This window comes from Sphingomonas turrisvirgatae (assembly GCF_001721295.1).
Classification (GTDB): domain Bacteria; phylum Pseudomonadota; class Alphaproteobacteria; order Sphingomonadales; family Sphingomonadaceae; genus Sphingomonas; species Sphingomonas turrisvirgatae.
The window spans coordinates 107,625-124,767 of sequence record NZ_MDDS01000013.1; the positions used below are offsets into that span (position 1 = coordinate 107,625).

General features: G+C 65.6%; 18 protein-coding genes. 7 read left to right on the forward strand and 11 right to left on the reverse strand.

Features of this window, described 5'->3' with window-relative positions; genetic code table 11:
- The 3 genes from spt (at position 1) to lptG (ending at position 3,662) form a co-directional block, all read left to right on the forward strand.
- Positions 1–1,254 carry a serine palmitoyltransferase gene (spt, locus tag BFL28_RS05830; protein ID WP_069319664.1) on the forward strand — a complete coding sequence of 418 codons (1,254 nt, stop codon included), beginning with the start codon at positions 1–3 and terminating at the stop codon, positions 1,252–1,254.
- Positions 1,255–1,350: 96 nt separating this feature from the next.
- A complete protein-coding gene (gene lptF / locus BFL28_RS05835) occupies positions 1,351–2,550 on the forward strand; it encodes an LPS export ABC transporter permease LptF (RefSeq protein WP_173655685.1) in 1,200 nt (399 codons plus the stop codon).
- Positions 2,547–3,662, forward strand: coding sequence for an LPS export ABC transporter permease LptG (gene lptG, locus BFL28_RS05840; protein ID WP_069319665.1), 1,116 nt, complete (start codon positions 2,547–2,549; stop codon positions 3,660–3,662). Before lptF ends, lptG begins: the two co-directional genes overlap by 4 nt.
- Before the next feature lie 7 nt (positions 3,663–3,669).
- On the opposite strand, the gene BFL28_RS05845 is transcribed toward lptG, so the two are convergent.
- A complete protein-coding gene (locus BFL28_RS05845) occupies positions 3,670–4,767 on the reverse strand; it encodes a fatty acid desaturase family protein (RefSeq protein ID WP_069319822.1) in 1,098 nt (365 codons plus the stop codon).
- Positions 4,768–4,885: 118 nt separating this feature from the next.
- Here BFL28_RS05845 and BFL28_RS05850 point away from each other — a divergent pair, with 118 nt between their 5' ends.
- Positions 4,886–6,043, forward strand: a complete 1,158-nt coding sequence (locus BFL28_RS05850; protein WP_069319823.1) for a GNAT family N-acetyltransferase — start codon at positions 4,886–4,888, stop codon at positions 6,041–6,043.
- A gap of 51 nt (positions 6,044–6,094) precedes the next feature.
- Here BFL28_RS05850 and BFL28_RS05855 read toward each other — a convergent pair whose 3' ends face one another.
- The 7 genes from BFL28_RS05855 to BFL28_RS05885 all read right to left on the reverse strand — a co-directional run bounded on the left by BFL28_RS05855 (position 6,095) and on the right by BFL28_RS05885 (position 12,927).
- Positions 6,095–6,340: a hypothetical protein gene (locus tag BFL28_RS05855; protein ID WP_069319666.1), complete on the reverse strand. Its 246-nt coding sequence runs from the start codon at positions 6,338–6,340 to the stop codon at positions 6,095–6,097.
- A 199-nt stretch (positions 6,341–6,539) separates the two neighbouring features.
- Entirely contained in the window at positions 6,540–7,313 is a 774-nt protein-coding gene (gene xth, locus BFL28_RS05860) for an exodeoxyribonuclease III (RefSeq protein ID WP_069319667.1), read from the reverse strand.
- 6 nt (positions 7,314–7,319) lie between these two features.
- Complete coding sequence (gene erpA, locus BFL28_RS05865; RefSeq protein ID WP_069319668.1) at positions 7,320–7,661, reverse strand: iron-sulfur cluster insertion protein ErpA; 342 nt, start codon at positions 7,659–7,661, stop codon at positions 7,320–7,322.
- 351 nt (positions 7,662–8,012) lie between these two features.
- A complete protein-coding gene (locus BFL28_RS05870) occupies positions 8,013–8,702 on the reverse strand; it encodes a M23 family metallopeptidase (protein WP_241527231.1) in 690 nt (229 codons plus the stop codon).
- 160 nt (positions 8,703–8,862) lie between these two features.
- Positions 8,863–9,654 (reverse strand): ferritin-like domain-containing protein, encoded by a 792-nt coding sequence (locus tag BFL28_RS05875; RefSeq protein WP_069319669.1) that lies wholly within the window; start codon positions 9,652–9,654, stop codon positions 8,863–8,865.
- A gap of 124 nt (positions 9,655–9,778) precedes the next feature.
- Positions 9,779–10,246, reverse strand: a complete 468-nt coding sequence (locus BFL28_RS05880) for a peroxiredoxin (protein ID WP_069319824.1) — start codon at positions 10,244–10,246, stop codon at positions 9,779–9,781.
- Positions 10,247–10,248: 2 nt separating this feature from the next.
- Entirely contained in the window at positions 10,249–12,927 is a 2,679-nt protein-coding gene (locus BFL28_RS05885) for a bifunctional [glutamine synthetase] adenylyltransferase/[glutamine synthetase]-adenylyl-L-tyrosine phosphorylase (RefSeq protein ID WP_069319670.1), read from the reverse strand.
- Positions 12,928–12,997: 70 nt separating this feature from the next.
- Between BFL28_RS05885 and BFL28_RS05890 the strand changes: the two genes are divergently transcribed.
- On the forward strand, positions 12,998–13,189 hold the full coding sequence (locus BFL28_RS05890; RefSeq protein WP_069319671.1) for a hypothetical protein: 192 nt from the start codon (positions 12,998–13,000) through the stop codon (positions 13,187–13,189).
- A 51-nt stretch (positions 13,190–13,240) separates the two neighbouring features.
- Here the strand turns inward: BFL28_RS05890 and BFL28_RS05895 are convergent, their stop codons facing one another.
- The 3 genes from BFL28_RS05895 to BFL28_RS05900 all read right to left on the reverse strand — a co-directional run bounded on the left by BFL28_RS05895 (position 13,241) and on the right by BFL28_RS05900 (position 14,956).
- Positions 13,241–13,873 (reverse strand): sigma-70 family RNA polymerase sigma factor, encoded by a 633-nt coding sequence (locus tag BFL28_RS05895; protein ID WP_069319672.1) that lies wholly within the window; start codon positions 13,871–13,873, stop codon positions 13,241–13,243.
- Positions 13,874–13,952: 79 nt separating this feature from the next.
- Positions 13,953–14,087, reverse strand: coding sequence for a hypothetical protein (locus BFL28_RS21670; RefSeq protein ID WP_277620993.1), 135 nt, complete (start codon positions 14,085–14,087; stop codon positions 13,953–13,955).
- A gap of 68 nt (positions 14,088–14,155) precedes the next feature.
- Positions 14,156–14,956 carry a response regulator gene (locus BFL28_RS05900; protein WP_069319673.1) on the reverse strand — a complete coding sequence of 267 codons (801 nt, stop codon included), beginning with the start codon at positions 14,954–14,956 and terminating at the stop codon, positions 14,156–14,158.
- 235 nt (positions 14,957–15,191) lie between these two features.
- Between BFL28_RS05900 and BFL28_RS20860 the strand changes: the two genes are divergently transcribed.
- Together BFL28_RS20860 and BFL28_RS05905 are read left to right on the forward strand one after the other, a co-directional pair.
- Entirely contained in the window at positions 15,192–15,359 is a 168-nt protein-coding gene (locus BFL28_RS20860; RefSeq protein WP_241527232.1) for a NepR family anti-sigma factor, read from the forward strand.
- Positions 15,360–15,370: 11 nt separating this feature from the next.
- Positions 15,371–16,954: a sensor histidine kinase gene (locus tag BFL28_RS05905; RefSeq protein WP_079246961.1), complete on the forward strand. Its 1,584-nt coding sequence runs from the start codon at positions 15,371–15,373 to the stop codon at positions 16,952–16,954.
- Positions 16,955–17,143 lie beyond the last annotated feature (189 nt).

Below are 17,143 nucleotides of genomic sequence, written 5' to 3' on the forward strand. Positions count from 1 at the left end.
ATGACCGAAGCGATCGCCACGTCCGACGTGCCGACCATTCTGGATGGCGCGAAGCCCGACCTGATGAGCAAGTTCGACGCGATCATCGGCGAGCGCAAGGCGCTGCTCGATGCCGGCTTTACCGATCCATACAATGTCGTGATGGAACAGGTGAAGTCGCCGACGCAAGCGGTGATCAAGGGCAAGGACACGATCCTGCTCGGCACCTACAACTATATGGGCATGACGTTCGACCCGGACGTGATCGCCGCAGGCAAAGCCGCGCTGGACCAGTTCGGTTCAGGCACGAACGGCAGCCGCATGCTCAACGGCACCTTCCGCGACCATATGGAGGTCGAACAGGCGCTGCGTGATTTCTATGGCACGACCGGCGCGATCGTCTTCTCGACCGGCTACATGGCCAATCTGGGCATGATTTCGACCCTCGCCGGCAAGGGCGATTACGTCATTCTCGACGCCGACAGCCACGCCAGCATCTATGACGGGTGCAAGCAGGGTGTCGCCGAAATCGTCCGCTTCCGCCACAACAGCGTCGAGGATCTCGACAAGCGCCTCGGCCGCCTGCCCGCCGATGCCGGCAAGCTGGTGGTGCTCGAAGGCGTCTATTCGATGCTGGGCGACATTGCCCCGCTCAAGGAAATGGTCGCGGTCGCCAAGAAGCACGGCGCGATGGTGCTGTCCGACGAGGCGCATTCGATGGGCTTCTATGGCCCCAATGGTCGCGGCGTGTACGAGGCGCTGGGCTGCGAAGGCGATGTCGATTTCATCGTCGGGACCTTCTCGAAGTCGGTCGGTACGGTCGGCGGCTTCTGCGTGTCGAACCACCCGAAGTTCGAGGCGATCCGCCTCGCCTGCCGTCCCTACATCTTCACGGCCAGCCTGCCGCCCAGTGTCGTCGCCACCGCTGCGACTTCGATCCGCAAGCTGATGACTGCGACGGCAAAGCGCGAGCAGTTGTGGGATAATGCCCGCACGCTGCATGCCGGCCTCAAGGAAATGGGCTTCAAGCTCGGTACCGAACAAGCCGATAGCGCGATCATCGCCGTCATCCTGACCGATCAGGTGCAGGGCGCTGCGATGTGGCAGACGCTGCTGGAAAACGGCCTGTACGTGAACCTCGCGCGTCCGCCCGCGACACCCGCGGGCACGTTCCTGCTACGCTGCTCGCTATGTGCCGAGCACACGCCCGAGCAGATCCAGACAGTTCTCGGCATGTTCAAGGCCGCCGGCAAGAAGGTGGGCGTCATCGCCTGACGGCGTAAGCGCTTGCATGGATCAAGTGGCGCGATATAGCTGCCAGCTCAGCCTAACCCGGCGCAACCGATCAGTCCAAGGCGCATTCTTCCTCCGATGAACGCACTCGACCGGTACATGGCGCGGCTGATCGCGGTTCCGCTGATCTCGACGCTGCTGATCTCGGCCATGCTGCTGGTGCTCGACCGCATGCTGCGGTTGTTCGACTTCGTGGCGAGCGAGGGCGGTCCGGTCAGCGTGGTGTGGCGGATGCTTGCCAATCTGCTGCCCGAATATCTGGGACTGGGCATTCCGATCGGGCTGCTGCTCGGCTGTCTGCTTGCCTTCCGCCGTCTTGCGACCTCGTCGGAACTCGACGTTCTGCGGGCCGTGGGCATGAGCTATGGCCGTATGCTGCGCGTGCCCTTCATGTTCTGCATCGCGCTGGCGGCTCTCAATCTCGCGATCGTCGGATTCATCCAGCCGCTAGCGCGCTATAATTACGAAGGGCTACGGTTCGAGTTGCGCACCGGCGCGCTCGGTGCGTCGATCAAGGTCGGCGAATTCACCAATATGGGCGAGCGCCTGACGCTGCGGATCGAACGCAGCGAGGATGAAGGCCGCAAGCTTTCCGGTATCTTCGTCCACGCCCGCGCACCCGGCGGCGACGAGGTGTCAGCCACCGCCGAACGCGGCCAGTTCCTGCGCACCGACGATCCCGACGTCATCATCTTCCGCCTGACCAAAGGCACGCTGATCCACCAATCGCCCAAGTTCGCGACGCCGCGCGTACTCACCTTCGACCAGCACGATCTGCCCATCGACCTGCCTAAATTCGAGCAGTTTCGACAGCGCGGCGAGAACAAGCTGGAGCTGACGCTCCCGCAATTGGCGGCGATCGGCAAGAATCCGCAAGCATCGGAACAGGAGCGCGACGTGAGCCGCGCCGCATTCCACTTCCGAGTGGTCGAGGTGGTGACGATGTTCCTGCTGCCACTGCTCGCGCTGGCGCTCGGCGTTCCGCCAAAACGATCGACCTCGGCGCTCGGCGTCTTCGTGTCGATCGTGATGGTCGTGAGCTATCACAAGGTGAACGAATATGCGCAGGGCGTGGGCGCTCGCGGCGACCTCGATCCGCTGATCGCACTCTGGGTGCCGTTTTTCATCTTCGCCGGGTTGGTGCTCTGGATGTTCTACACGATCGCCTTCGTCCCTGGCGGGCAGCCAATCGGCGCGCTCGAGAAATTCTTTGCCAAGACGTGGAAGGCCATTCGCCGCATCCTGCCCGGCCGCCGTCGCAAGGTGACCGCGGCATGAGCGGGTTCAGCCTGGGCGGACTGGCCGACTTCTTCCCGTCGCGAACCGTGTCACTCTATATGGCGCGGTCGTTCCTCATCAACACCTTTGCCTTTCTGTTCGGGCTGGTGCTGATCCTGCAGACGTTGGACCTGCTGAGCGAATCCAGCCGCATCCTCGCCTACCCCGGCAATGGCGACGCTCAGGTGTGGCAATATGTCAGCCTGCGCGTGCCGCAGATCATCGCCACATTCCTCCCCTTCTCGGTCCTGCTCGGGACGATCATCACGCTGTCGACGCTGAACCAGAATAGCGAAGTCATTGCGATGAAGGCTTCGGGCCTGTCGGCGCACCAGGTGCTTGCGCCGCTGATGATCGCCGGGCTTGGCGTGGCGGCGATCTCCTTCACGTTCAACGACCGCATCGTCTCTCGCGCCAGTTCCACGCTCGCCGCGTGGAAGAAGGTCGAATACGGCCCGCTGCCGATCGATCGCGGCGACCGCAGCAATGTGTGGGTGCGCGACGGCTCACACCTCATCCACGTCGATCAGATCCGCGGGCGCGGCGATGCGGCGCTGCTCGGGGGCGTAACCGTCTACGAGCGCGACGGCGCGGTGCTGAAGTCGCTGGTCAGCGGCAAGCAGGCAAAGCGCGACGGCTCTGGCTGGCGGCTCGATTCGGCGCAGCGGTTCGACGTTGCAGCCGGCAAGGTGACCCCGCTTGGCTCGGTGAAGATCGGCAACGGCGTCCGTCCGGACCAGTTCACCCTGTCGAATGTCGACGCGGAGTCGATGTCATTCCGTGCGCTGCGCGAGGCGATCGACGACTTGAAGGCAGCCGGTCGCCCGACCAAGGCGCTCGAAGGATCGCTGTGGCACAAGCTCTCCGGCCCGCTTTCGGCGGTGTTGATGCCGTTGCTCGGCGCCGTTGCGGCGTTCGGCATCGCGCGCTCAGGCAAATTGTTCGTCCGTGCGGTGATGGGAATGGGCCTCGGCTTTCTCTACTTCGTCGCGGACAATTTTGCGCTGGCTATGGGCAATCTTGGGGCGTACCCGCCCTTTCTTGCCGCCTGGGCGCCATTCCTCCTTTTTGCCATGATCGGCGAAGCAGTACTGCTCAAGACCGAGGAATAGCCGCGCGTTACTGCGCGCGTTGCTTCATCGTGCTCGCGGCGAGCCGGCCGACCAGCCCGCGCAAGCTGGGATAATGCGCGCCCGAATAGGTCGATCCCTGCCCCAGCGCAGCCTCCAGCCGCCGATGCGCCTCGCCCAGCGAATGATAAGGCAGGCTGGGCAACAGATGGTGGAGCGCATGATAGCGCAGCCCAACCGGCGCCCACACATATGGCAGGAATCCGCCAGGCACGTTGACGCTGTCGAGATACTGCGCGGTGACGGTCAGCGGCTCGCCTTCATTCTCCCAAAGATGCGCAACCAGCGTGCGCACCTGGTTGAGCACGGCGACGCCCGAGATCACGGCCATGAAGATCAGCAGCGCACGCAGCGGCAGCACGCCGGCAAACGTCGTTCCGATGAGCGAGACGGCGACGATGCTCGCGCCGATCTCCTGCCAGCGCCACTGGCGGGCGAATTCGCCTTCGGGTGCCTTGCGCTCGAACTTGGGGTTGATCTGGAGCCCGGAATATTTGCCCACGACGATACGGCGCAGCTTGGGCGAGAGCAGGGAGAGCGGGCCAAGCACGCCGAACCGCAACAGCAGACCAACCGGCATCAGCACCGAGACCAGCAGGAACAGCGGCAGCGACCACGGCTTCATCAAAGCGAGCGGCAGATATTCGGGATCCTCGACCGTGCCATAGCGCGTCCGGGTGTGATGGATCGTGTGGATGCCCTCGTACATGAACGACGGCAGCATCAGCGGCATGCCGAGCAGCAGGTTCCAGCCGACGCGGAAGCCGGGAAGCTCGCTGTGCTTCATATGCGTGATCTCGTGAATGAACAGGCTGGCGCGATACAGCGCCAGCACCGCAAGCACCGCCGACGCGATCGCCCAGCCCACCGGCAACAGGATCGCACCGGCCAGCGCCGCATAGCCAATTGCTGCCGACGCGAGGAAGTCGCCCCAATAGATCAGCGGCCTGGGCGTTTGCAGGTCGCGCGTCAGATCGGCCGCGGCGCGCAGCATCGCGCGATCGTCGGCCATGCCGGACAGCCGGATCTTGGCCGCGCGGACCTGCGGCGCGCCGTCGGCAATATCGAGCGTAAGGGTATTCATCATGCGTCCCATAAGCAGAAGATAGTGGCCATTGCGTGGCATTTAAGGTGTGCGCGAGCCGGTTGACTTCGCCAGCACAATGCAGGAGCGCTGGGCGGCACATCAGCGAAAGGCGCGCAGCTTGGCCTCCTCATCCCGCACCATCCGGCCGGTCAGGACGAAGTCGGACACGCGTGACTTCGTCGAGTTGGCCTTTCGCCTCAACCGCGGCGACCCGCACTGGGTGCCCCCGCTGCGCAACGAGGTCGCCGGGGCGATCAATCCGAAGAAAAACGGCTGGTTCAGCCATGCTGAGGCGCAGCTGTTCCTGGCGGAGCGCGAGGGCCGGATCGTCGGCCGCATCTCGGCGCATATCGATCGACTGGCGCTCGAGATGCCGCCCGAGCAGGGCTTTGGCCCGGGCACCGGATTTTGGGGGTTGTTCGAAGCGGAGGATTCGCAAGCCGCGCAGCGCCTGATCGACACGGCCGAGGACTGGCTGCGCAAGAACGGCATGACGCGCGCGATCGGGCCCGTCTCACTGTCGATCTGGGAAGAGCCGGGCCTGCTGATCAAGGGGCACGACCATGCGCCGACCGTGATGATGGGGCATCACAAGGCGGAATATCAGGGCTGGATCGAAGGGGCCGGCTATGGCCCGGCCAAGCAGTTGCTGACGTATGAGCTCGACGTCACCAAGCCGTTTCCGCCCCTGGTCCAGCGGATCATCGCGATGGGTGAAAAGAACGACCGCATCCGCATCCGCAAGGTCGACAAGTCACGCTTTGCCGAGGAAGCGGCGACGATCCTGGCGATCCTGAACGATGCCTGGGCAGACAATTGGGGCTTCGTCCCGCTCACCCCGCCGGAAATCGACGATGTCGGCAAGAAGCTGAAGCCGATCGTCTTCGAAGATCTGATCCGCATTGCCGAACTGGATGGCGAGCCTGTGGCATTCATGATCACGCTGCCCGACCTCAACGAGGCGATACGGCCGTTGAATGGCAATCTGCTGCCCTTCGGCTGGGCCAAGCTGCTTTGGTGGCTGCATCGCGGCAAGGCGGAGACGATGCGCGTGCCGCTGATGGGTGTGTTGAAGCGGCTGCAAGGGTCGCGGATGGCGAGCCAACTGGCCTTCATGATGATCGAATATATCCGGCGCGCGGCGGTCGAACGGTTCGACGCCAGGCGTGGCGAGATCGGCTGGGTCCTGGACGACAATCAGGGGATGAATGCCATCGCCGAGACGATCGAAAGCAAGGTCAACCGGGTCTACCAAATCTATCAAAAAGCCCTGTAACGCGAAGGGGTTGCAGCCCGCGGCATAGGGGTACCGCGGGCTGCGCCCTCGTCACTTTTGCGGCGCGAGGGGATCGAAGCCCTGGTCGTTGATCCATTCCGACCGGGTCTTGCACGCGGTCTTGGACAGCCGCGAGCCGGTGACGTCGAACTTCAAGCAATAGCGCTTGTCCTTGACCACGCCTTCGTCCTGCGACGGGGCGGCGGCGGGGGCCGGGGTGCCCGGCTTCGTCTCGGCGAACGCCGGGGTGGCGATCAGGACGACGGCGGCGGCAAATCCGTTGATGATGGCACGCATGATGACAGCTCCTCTTCTGCACCTTGGGCAGGAAGGCCGGCTCATCTTGTCCCGGTTCCGCCCGTGACCATGCTAGTGCATTAGTCGTGCCAAACAGCTGAGATAAGCGATTTCAATAACTTAGCGAGTTGCAATTGTTACGATGGGAGAATGTCACACCGAGGCTTGGTGAATTTCACCAACTGTTCGGCACCGACATTCAGCCGCGCAGGCGCACCCAGGTTGGTGCATGATCGCTGGCCTTTTCACGCCCGCGATACTCCTTGTCGACACCAGCCGAGATGAGCCGGTCGGCCGCTTGCGGGCTGAGCAGCAAATGGTCGATGCGGAATCCGGCATCGCGCTGCCACGCGCCTGCCTGATAGTCCCAGAAGGTCCAGACGCCGCCCGTCGGGAAGCGCGTACGCAGCGCGTCGGTCCAGCCCTGCGCCAGCAAGGCGCGGTATCCCTGTCGCGATTCAGGCTGCATCAACGCGTCGCTAGCCATCGCGCGAACCGAGAAGGTGTCGTCGTCGTTCGGAATGACGTTATAGTCTCCGGCCAGCACCACCGGCCGCTCCTCGGCCAGCAGCGTCAGCGCCTGACGCGACAGGCGATCGATCCAGCGCAGCTTGTAGTCGAACTTCGGCCCGGGAACCGGATTGCCGTTGGGCAGGTAGATCGACGCGATGGTGACGCCGTTCACCTCCGCCTCGATATAGCGGCTATGCTCGTCCTCCGGCTCGCCATCGAGGCCGCGCTTGCGCTCGACCGGATCGGCTCCCTTGGCGAGGATCGCGACGCCGTTGAACCCCTTTTGCCCGTGCCACACCGCGCCATAGCCGGCGGCACGGATATCCGCCTCTGGGAAGCCTTCATCCGCGGACTTTAGCTCCTGCAGGCACACCACATCGGGCTGCTGCTCGGTCAGATATTCGATCAGGCGCGGCAGGCGCGCCTTGATGCCGTTGACGTTGTAGCTGACGATCTTCAAGGCGCGTCAGACCGAGAAGCTGGTGCCGCAGCCGCAGCCCGATGCCGCCTGCGGATTGGTCACGCGGAACGCCGCGCCGCCAAGCGATTCGACGAAATCAACCGAGGCCCCACGCACGAGGCCGAGGCTGACCGGATCCACGACCAGTCGCACACCGTCAGTCTCTGCGATGCTATCGTCCCCCTCCGGCCCGTCGGCCAGTTCGAACTTGTACTGAAAGCCCGAACAGCCGCCGCCCTCCACCGACAGGCGGAGCAATGCGGGCTTACCCTGCTTGGCCGCGATCGCCGCGACACGAGCAGCGGCGGATGCGGTCAGGGCGATATCCTGGGAGAGCGTGGAGGCCATTCCACCGAAATAGGCGGGCGATGATGGTGGTGCAACCGCGGGTTGAGTGATGGTGTGTGGGGCGGTGGTCGACATGGGCGCATTTTAGCGGCCCGGGAGAGAGTAGGAAAATCGGTCAACTTTTCGCGTGATATCAAGCGGTTATTGAAAACCGATGCCGCTGAGCACGGCCTGTTTCGAGGTTTTTCGGGCGGTCGCGAGTCCAACGAAGTGCGACCATGACGACCAACTTCTTGTGATAACCATTCGACCGGGTGTCGTTATTGCCCAGCGCGAATGCCCACGAGCGACACGCAAAGAAACGGGCCGCCCGTACGTGCGGACGGCCCTTTCCTCTCCCGAAGCGGGATTTCAGTTGGCGGCGGTGGTGCCCGAGGTCGCGGCGGTCAGCTGAACGGTGGCGCGCGGCTGAACCTGATCGAGCACGTTTGCATTCTGCATGAACGGGGTCGGGTTCACCGCCGCGCCATCGACGCGGACTTCATAATGGAGGTGGCTGCCGGTCGAGCGGCCGGTCGAACCCATCAGGCCGATCAGCTGGCCGCGACGCACGCGGGTGTTGGAAGCGACGAGGATCTTCGAGAGATGGCCGTAGCGCGTCTCGATCCCCTTGCCATGATTGACGGTGACGAGGTTGCCATAGCCGCCGGCAACGCCCGAGCGGCCAACGACGCCATCGGCCGTCGCATAGACCGGCGTGCCAACCGGGCCGGGAATGTCGATGCCGGCATGCATGGCGGCGCCGCCATGGAACGGATCGGACCGGACGCCGAAGCTGCTGGTCAGCTTCATATTGTCGACCGGCTGCATCGACGGAATGGCGATCGAGGTCTGTTCGACCACGTCGAGCTTCTTCCACGTCTGGAACAGCGACTTGAACTGAGCCTCCGAAGCGCCCTCACCCGCCGTAGCGACGGTGGAAGCGGCGGCGACACCCTCGACCGGGCCACCGACCGCAAGGTCGTTCGCCTGGGCAGCGCCGCAAGCCGAGAAAGCGACCACGCACGCGGCGATGCCGGTGCGAACTTTCTTGATTTGCAATGCGTTAAGGAACCGACGTTCGAAGTTCGCGTTGGTTGCAGCAGAAGGTACCATGTGTCCCCGGCGACCACAGACACGCGCCAATCGGCCCGCGCCTTCGTTAAACATTTCTGATGCAGCCCCACCGCATCCGACGATTGTGTTTAGAACCGGGACACTCTCATCCGGCAAGAGGCGCGTAGTAATCCCGCGTCAAACCGGCTGATCGGCGCGCCGAGTCGTTGAACGGCGGCTTAATGGCGCCCCCGAAGTGCTGCGAAAGCAGGCTTCGCCAATGGCTTTGCGGCTCGACACCACGCTGGGCGCAGCAGGATTCGAACCAGCGCGTGCCGAAGCCGACATGCACGATTTCGTCGTTGAAGATGCGCGTGAGGATGCGCGCTGTCGCGATATCGCCGGCTGATTCAAAGCGCGCGATGGTGGCCGGCGTTACATCCAGCCCGCGCGCTTCGAGCACCATCGGCACGACCGCGAGGCGCGCGGCGACGTCGTGCGCGGTCGCCTGCGCCGCTTCCCACAAGCCGCCATGCGCCGGCAGCGCGCCATAATGGCTGCCCAGCGAACGCAGGCGCCGGTCGAGCAAGGCGAAGTGCATCGCCTCGTCCGCGCCGACCTTCAGCCAGTCGTCAAGGAAGCTGCGGTCGAACGCGGCGCCGAACCGCCCGGCCATGTCGAAGGCGAGGTCGATCGCGACGAATTCGATATGCGCGAGCGCGTGGATCAGCGCGATGCGGCCGCGCTCCGACCCGCCCTTGCCCCGCTTTGGCATCCGGCTGGGCGGGAGCAGTTCGGGGTGCTGCGGCCAAGCAGGCTGGTCCGGCATGGCCACGTCGAAGGTGTGCGACAGCCGGCCAAGCCGCCAATCACGCGCGGCGCGGCGGGCGGCGGCGACCTTGGCCGCCGGGTCAGGGGTGAGCAGGACGGCGCGGATCGCCTGGGCGATGGTGGTCATGGGTGACGTCTCGGTTCGCTGCGGCCTAGGTCGTCATCCCGGTGAAAGCCGGGATCTCAGGCAATGAGGAGTAAAGAGCCGCACGAGATCCCGGCTTTCGCCGGGATGACGCATGGTGGGCGGGTCAGCCGAGTTCCTTCACCGCAGCCAGTACCTGATCGACATGGCCGGGCACCTTTACCTTGCGCCAGACACGGACGAGCTGGCCACCCGCGTCGAACAGGAAGGTTGAGCGATCGATGCCCATATACTTCTTGCCGTACAGCGTCTTTTCGACCCAGGCGCCGAATGCTTCGATCACCGCGCCGTCGGGATCGGTGGCGAGCGGCACGGTGAGGTCGTATTTGGCGGTGAATTTCCGGTGCCGCGCCGGGCTGTCTTTCGACACGCCGAGCAGCTGTGCGCCGGCGGCGTCGAAGGCAGGCCTGGCGGCGCTGAATTCCTGTGCCTCACGCGTGCAGCCGGCGGTATCGTCCTTGGGGTAGAAATAGAGGACAAGCGGCGCGCCGAGAAAGCGATCGAGGCGGAACGCCGTGCCATCGCCGTCCAGCAGCTCGACCGCCGGGATCGTATCCCCTTCCGCAATGGCCATGCTCATGTCTCCTTGCCCGATGCCGCGGCCCATGCCTCGCTCACCTGTTGCCGATGGCGGTCGAGCGATGCAACCACATCGTCCCACGCCGCCGCGCCGACCGCATGGGCGACGACCGGGCGGCTGGCGCTGGCCGGGGGCTGCGCATCGGGCGCGACGAGCCGTAGCGTGACGAGCAGGCGGGTGAGAAAGTCATGCGCCTGCGCCACCCTGGCGGGCAGCAGCCCCTGCCCCGTCAGCGCGGCGATCGCGCCATCGAGATGCGGATCGAAACCGATCCGGTGGATCAACTGGCGCGTGTGGATCGCGAATTCGAGATCGACCAGTCCGCCCGGCAGCAGCTTTGCATCGAGCGGCCCCTTGGGCGGTTTGTGCGCGGCCATGTCGTCGCGCATTTTCCGCGCGTCGGCGGCAATGTCGCGAGGGCGGCGATCGCCGTTCAGCACGGCGTCGATCACCGATTGGACGGCGGCGCGCGCGGTGGGCGAACCGAACACCGGCCGGGCGCGGGTGAGCGCCATATGCTCCCACGTCCAGGCATCCTCGCGCTGATAGCGGGCGAAGCCGTCGAGCGAGACCGCGAGCGGCCCCTGCGCGCCCGAGGGCCGCAGCCGGGTATCGACTTCGTAGAGCGCCCCCGCCGCCGTCGCGACCGACAGCGCGGCCACGATCCGCTGCGCGAGCCGGTTGTAATAGGTGACCGCGCCCAGCGGCTTCGCTCCATCGGATTCGGCAAGATAATCGCCGGTGAACAGGAAGATGAGGTCGAGGTCCGAGGCATGGGTGAGCGCGCCGCCGCCGAACCTGCCGAGCGCCAGGATCACCAGCTCGCTATCCGGGACCGTGCCGTGCGCCTGCGCGAATTCGGTGACAGTCGCCCTGGCGAGCACGTTGACCGCCGCTTCGGCAAGGCGGGCATAGCCGGCCGAGACGTCGAGCGGATCGCTGACGCCGGCAACGATCTGCGCGCCCAGGGCAAAGCGATATTCGCCGACCAGCTTTCGCACATGGTCGAGCTGGCGCTGATAATCGTCGCCGGCCTCGCGCTGCGCCATCTGTGCGGCGAGTGCCTCGACCGACCCGACCGGCGCCAGTGCGGTGGCGTCGATCAACCCGTCGAGCAGGGTCACGCGCCGCGCGAGCGCTTCGGCCAGCGTCGGCGCATGGCTGAGGATCGTGCTGAGCAGCCGAGTGAGCGCCGGTCGCGCCTCGAGCAGGTGGAACAGGTTGATAGCGCTGGGCAGGCGCGAGAGGATCGTATCGAGCCGGGCGAGCGCCTGCCCCGGATCGGCGGCGGCGCCGATCTCGGTGAGGAGGCTGGGCAGGACGGCTTCGAGCGCGGCGCGTGCGGGGCCGCTGCGCAGCGCGGGGTAGCGGGCGCTGCGCCACCCGGCGATCAGGCGAGCCGCACCGGCGGTATCGGTGAACCCGGAGTCGGCCAGCGTCTGTTCGATACTGGCGGGAGCCGTCGCGACCTGGCTCTGCGCCTCGCCATCGAGCGCATCATAGATGCGGCCGACTCGCTCGACATGCGGAGCCAGCAGGTCGAGCAGCGCGGCGGCGTCGGCCAGGCCATGCAGACGGGCGACGCGGTCGAGCGCCTCGCCCTGTGGCAGCTGATGCGTCTGGCGATCGTCGATCATCTGCACGCGATGCTCGATCGTGCGGAGCAGCGTGTAGGCGTCGGCCAGCGCCGTCGCCTCGGCCGGATCGATGCGACCGGCCCGGGCCAGCGCGTCGAGCGCATCGAGCGTGGCAGGCGTGCGCAGCGCGGGATCGCGGCCGCCATGGATCAACTGATGGATCTGCGCGAAGAATTCGACTTCGCGGATGCCGCCGCGACCGCGCTTCAAATCATAGCCGGGGCCGAAGGCCTGGCCCTGGGCATGGTGATCGCGGATGCGGCGCGAGATGCCGCGAATCTCGCCGATGGTGCCGTAGTCCAGCGCACGCCGCCACACGAACGGGCGGATCGTGTCGAGAAACTGCTGGCCGAGCGGGATGTCCCCCGACGCCGCGCGGGCGCGGATGAAGGCGGCGCGCTCCCACGCCACCGCCTGCGATTCATAATAGCCGATGGCGGCTTCGACCGGGAGGACGATCGGCGTGACTTCGGGCGAAGGGCGCAAGCGCAGGTCGATGCGCAGGACATAGCCGTCGGCATCGCGTGCCTGGAGCAATTCGACCACGCGCCGGCCGTAGCGCACGGCAGCCTCCTCGACCGGCTCGCGCTCGCGGTGCGGGAGCGTCGCGGGATCGAACAGCAGGATCGGGTCGATGTCGGAGGAATAGTTGAGCTCGCGGCTGCCCTGTTTGCCGAGCGCGATCGCGGCGAAACCAGCGGCATCCGCGCCGGGCACGCGTTCGAGGATCGCCGCGCGGATCGCGCTGTCGAGCGCATGGTCGGCGAAATCGGACAAGGCCTGCGTGGCGGTGCGGAAGTCGAGCAGGCCAGCCAGATCGAGGATCGCGGCGGTGAGCGCCAGGCGGCGGCGCTCGATCCGCAAGCGCCGTCCGACCGGCATCGCGGGATCGTCGATCCGGCACGCTGCGAGCGGATCGGCGATGGTTTGGCCAAGCGCCGGCAGCAGGTCGCGCTCACGCTCGATCAGGGTGGCGAGAAAGGGGGCGTTCGCCTGCGCGCGTTCGATCGCGCTCGAAATGGCCTGGTCCTGGGTCATCGCCAGCGGTCAACGCGCCGTGGCCGAGCGGTGTCAAGCAACAATTCGGTCCGCCCGGCGTTTGTGGGGGATGGCTCGTCTCGCCCCCTGCTCCGATCGGACCGCGCCCGATACCGGCTATCGGGTCGAGCTGCCGCGCCAGGGCGATGCCATCGGCACGGTGCTGCGCGATGCGTTCGACAGCGACCACGGGTTGCCGGACGACATGATGATGCTGTTGCGCAAGATGAGCGCGCGGCCGGCAACCAGCCGCGATCATTGAGCGAAGACAGCCGGCGATCAGCGATGGCGCCGGATCACCGACCGCGCCGAATCACCGGTCGCGGCTGAGTTCGTCCACTTCGTCCATGATGGTATCGAGCGCGCTGCGGCTGCTCGCCTCGCTGTCGCGGCGCGAGGGCAGCTGGCCTTCGGTCATCAGCCCTTCAAGCGCGACGCGACCGCGCGCGACGCGGCTCTTGATCGTGCCGACGGCGACACCGCAGATTTCGGCCGCCTCTTCATAGGCGAAGCCGCCTGCACCAACCAGGATCAGCGCCTCACGCTGCGGCTGCGGCAAATGAAGCAATGCGCGCTGCATGTCGGCAAGATCGACATGCTTGTCCTGCGAGGCAGGCGCGGCGAGCAAGCGGTCGGCGACGAGATCGTCCCATTCGCCCTTGAACCGGGCGCGGCGCATCTGGCTGAGATACAGGTTGCGCAGGATGATGAAGGTCCAGGCGCGCATGTTGGTGCCGGCCTGGAACCGCTTGCGCGCGGCCCATGCCTTCAGCAGCGTTTCCTGCACGAGATCGTCGGCGACGTCGCGGCTGCCCGACAGGGACCGGCCGAACGCGCGCAGGTGCGGGATGACGGTCGCGAGCTGCTGTTTGAACTCCGGATCGGAGAGCGAGACATGCTCGGCCGGCGGCGCATCCTGTTCGCCATCCTGGTCGATATCGGTCATTGGAATCCGTTCGTCTGCAGCCGCGGGCTGCGGCTCCGCTGAAGATAGGTGCGCCGGTCGCATTCGCCAATCGCCCGGATCAAAGCGCCAGGAAGATGGCGAAGACGATGATCACGAGCAAGAGCCCGAAGCCCAGGACATAGCGCGTCATGTGCGGCGTCGCGCCGGAGCGCGCTTCGGTGGTCGAAATGTGCGTTTCGTTCTGGTCAGCCATGTCACATCAACCCGCGAGGAATGTTTTGGGTCCGTAAGAAACGGAACCCAAAACACAAATGTTCCCGCTCAGACGGCGGGAATGGTCGATTCGTCGAAGAACAGCGCCTGGCTGATCGCCGCCTTTACGGTCGAGCGCTGGAACGGCTTGGTGATAAGGAAGGTCGGCTCCGGCCGCTCGCCGGTAAGCAGCCGCTCCGGGAAGGCGGTGATGAAGATCACGGGCACGTTGAACTGCGCCAGGATGTCCTTCACCGCATCGATCCCCGAGCTGTCGTCGGCGAGCTGGATGTCGGCCAGGACGAGACCGGGACGATCCTCCATCGCCAGCGCCACCGCTTCGTCGCGGGTGACCGCGACGCCGGTGACGTCATGGCCCTGATCGCGCACGATCGTTTCGAGGTCCATGGCGATCAGCGGCTCATCCTCGATGATGAGCACGCGGGCCCTGGTCTGCTTGTCGATTTCCGACAGGGCTTCGGCGACGAGGCCGTCGACCGAGTCCGGCGTCTCTTCGAGCAGATAGGCGGTATCCTCGCTCGTGAAGCCTTCCATAGCGGTCAGCAGCAGCGCCTGGCGCGAGCGCGGGGCGAGCCGGGCGAGCCGGGCGCGGGCGATCGCCTCGCCCCCGTTCAGCGGATCGATCTCTTCGGCGCGATCGTCGAGATGAGTCGAGCCCCAGATCGCCTGAAACGTGCGATACAGGCCGAGCCGCGGATCGACGTCACGCGGAAACTCTTCTGGCGCGGCCACGATCGCCTCCAGCGTGGCGCGAACGTAGCGATCACCCTCGGCCTGGCTGCCGGTCAGCGCGCGCCCATAGCGGCGCAGAAAGGGAAGATGGGGCGCGAGCTGCTGTCCAAGCGACATATTATTCGTTACTCCTCCGGTACGACGTCATGTGTGCGGACGCCGCCGCTGCATTTCAAGTGCTGCGGTCCCGAAGAATAGCCCCTCCCCGGAATTCGCATCGCCTGTGGAACAAACAAAGCGGGAATTGGTTTCATGGCTCGAACACGAGGAGCGTATCCTCGCGATCCCGGGCTCTTGCAGCTCCCGGATTTTTTGTGCATCCGCCCTTTCCCGGGGCTGACAGGGGGACGACGTGCGTTCGGCCGAAGAGAAGAAAAAAGAACCGCTTGAGCGGAATAGCGGCGGCATGAATGCGCGTAAGGATCGCAACATCGGCGATGCACTGCGAAGCGTGTACAGCGACGCGGTGGACGAGAAGATCCCCGACGATCTGCTGGACCTGCTCGGCAAGCTAGACTGACCGATGGCCTGATGGCCGACGCCGCTGGCACGGGTGACGATGACGAAGCGGGCCGCAACGGTCCGCTGAGCGCGCTTGCGCGGATGCCCACGGGCGTCAAGGTTCTGGTCATCCTGAGCGCCGCGCTATTGCCGCTGGCGCTGATCGCATTTTTCGCATCGTTGCAGACCACCCGGCTGGCTGACCAGGAAGTGCGCGCCCGGCTGCGCATCGCGATCGAGGAGTCGGCGCGATCGGTTCGCAGCGAACTGGGCTATGAGCTGCGTGAATTGCGCACCGCCCTGCCCGCGACGCGCGACCTGCCCCCCAATTGCGGCCGACTGGCCGGCGTGTTCGAGCCGCAGGCGGCGGCCGGCATCCGCTATGCGATGATCGATCCCGCCGGACGGCTGCTGTGCGGCACGCCGATCGCGCCTGCCCGAAACGGCCCCGCCGTGCCGGGCGAATCCGACATTCGCCTGCTGGCGGGGCGTGGCGTCCAGATCGAAGTGGCGGGCGTGAGCGGCCATGTTGCGCGCGCCTTCTTCCCCACCGCCTTCATCACCGCGGCCGCCGAACCGAGCGCGATGCCCGACGATTATGGCGTGACCCTGATCAGCACCGGGCAGGAGTTGACCCTGCGCGAACCGCCGAACCAGGGCATGTTCAGCCGGAACGAGACCCAGCAAGTGCCGGTCGGCGTCCAGAACCTGGCGCTGCGCATGTCGGTTGCCAGCGCGCCGATCAATTCATCCACCATTCTGGCCGCGATATTGCCATTCGTCATGTGGATCCTGGCGGCCGGCATCGCCTGGTTCGTGGTCGACCGGCTGCTGATCCGTCCGCTGCGCCGGCTGCGCACGACAGTGGGAGCGTATCAACCCGGCGAGCTGATCGATCCGGTCGCCGGCAGCGATATTCCCGCGCAGGAAATCCGCGCGCTGGGCGACACATTCCGCGAATTGAGCCGGACGGTGCAAGCGCATGAAAGCGATCTTGCCGAGGGGCTGTCGCGCCAGACCAAGCTGACGCGCGAGGTTCACCATCGCGTGAAGAACAACCTGCAAGTGATCGCCAGCCTGATCAATTTCCACGCGCGCGGCGCGCAGGGGCCGGAAGCGCTGGCTGCCTATGCCTCGATCCAGCGCCGCGTCGATTCGCTGGCCGTGGTGCATCGGCATCATTATGCCGGGTTCGAAGAAACGCGCGGGATCGAGTTGCGGCCGGTGATCGGCGAACTGGCGTCGAACATTCGCGCGACTGCACCCGAAGCCAGCCCGGTCGGCATCGTCCTGGACCTGGAGCCGCTGCTGGTATCGCAGGACAGCGCCGTCGCCATCGCCTTTCTCATCACGGAGATGGTCGAACTGGCGATGAGTTGCAGCCCGGCGGCGCAGGTGCGCATCACGTTAAAGGACCAGCCGGCCGAGCCGGGGCGCGCCACGTTGCGGATCAGTTCGCCCTCGCTGGTCGAAAGCCCCGAGTTCACGCGCCTGAACGACAGCCGCTATGGGCGGATCATCGGCGGGCTGGTGCGGCAGTTGCGATCGCGGCTGCACCACGACCTGCTGGTCGGCGCGTTCGAGCTGGATGTCGCGATTACCGGTCGCCTGTAAGCGGCGCGACCCCGATCGCCCGGGCGGCGTGAGGTCGGAAAAAAAATTCAAAAAAAGTCGCACGTGCAGGAACCCGGTTCCGCCTTGCGTGTTTTGTACTTCGGATAGTGACCTTTTGCCCCCCCGCTCTCGCTATCCAAGACATGGGCCCGGAAGCGTCAACCCCTCCCCCCCCCCGGTGACGCTTCC

Bases quoted from the DNA above. Each gene is read 5' to 3' on its own strand.
- spt (WP_069319664.1), top strand. From the start codon at position 1: ATGACCGAAGCGATCGCCACGTCCGACGTGCCGACCATTCTGGATGGC.
- lptF (WP_173655685.1), top strand. From the start codon at position 1,351: ATGAACGCACTCGACCGGTACATGGCGCGGCTGATCGCGGTTCCGCTG.
- lptG (WP_069319665.1), top strand. From the start codon at position 2,547: ATGAGCGGGTTCAGCCTGGGCGGACTGGCCGACTTCTTCCCGTCGCGA.
- BFL28_RS05845 (WP_069319822.1), bottom strand. From the start codon at position 4,767: ATGATGAATACCCTTACGCTCGATATTGCCGACGGCGCGCCGCAGGTC.
- BFL28_RS05855 (WP_069319666.1), bottom strand. From the start codon at position 6,340: ATGCGTGCCATCATCAACGGATTTGCCGCCGCCGTCGTCCTGATCGCC.
- erpA (WP_069319668.1), bottom strand. From the start codon at position 7,661: ATGGCCTCCACGCTCTCCCAGGATATCGCCCTGACCGCATCCGCCGCT.
- BFL28_RS05875 (WP_069319669.1), bottom strand. From the start codon at position 9,654: ATGACCACCATCGCCCAGGCGATCCGCGCCGTCCTGCTCACCCCTGAC.
- BFL28_RS05880 (WP_069319824.1), bottom strand. From the start codon at position 10,246: ATGGCCATTGCGGAAGGGGATACGATCCCGGCGGTCGAGCTGCTGGAC.
- BFL28_RS05885 (WP_069319670.1), bottom strand. From the start codon at position 12,927: ATGACCCAGGACCAGGCCATTTCGAGCGCGATCGAACGCGCGCAGGCG.
- BFL28_RS05890 (WP_069319671.1), top strand. From the start codon at position 12,998: ATGGCTCGTCTCGCCCCCTGCTCCGATCGGACCGCGCCCGATACCGGC.
- BFL28_RS05895 (WP_069319672.1), bottom strand. From the start codon at position 13,873: ATGACCGATATCGACCAGGATGGCGAACAGGATGCGCCGCCGGCCGAG.
- BFL28_RS21670 (WP_277620993.1), bottom strand. From the start codon at position 14,087: ATGGCTGACCAGAACGAAACGCACATTTCGACCACCGAAGCGCGCTCC.
- BFL28_RS05900 (WP_069319673.1), bottom strand. From the start codon at position 14,956: ATGTCGCTTGGACAGCAGCTCGCGCCCCATCTTCCCTTTCTGCGCCGC.
- BFL28_RS05905 (WP_079246961.1), top strand. From the start codon at position 15,371: ATGGCCGACGCCGCTGGCACGGGTGACGATGACGAAGCGGGCCGCAAC.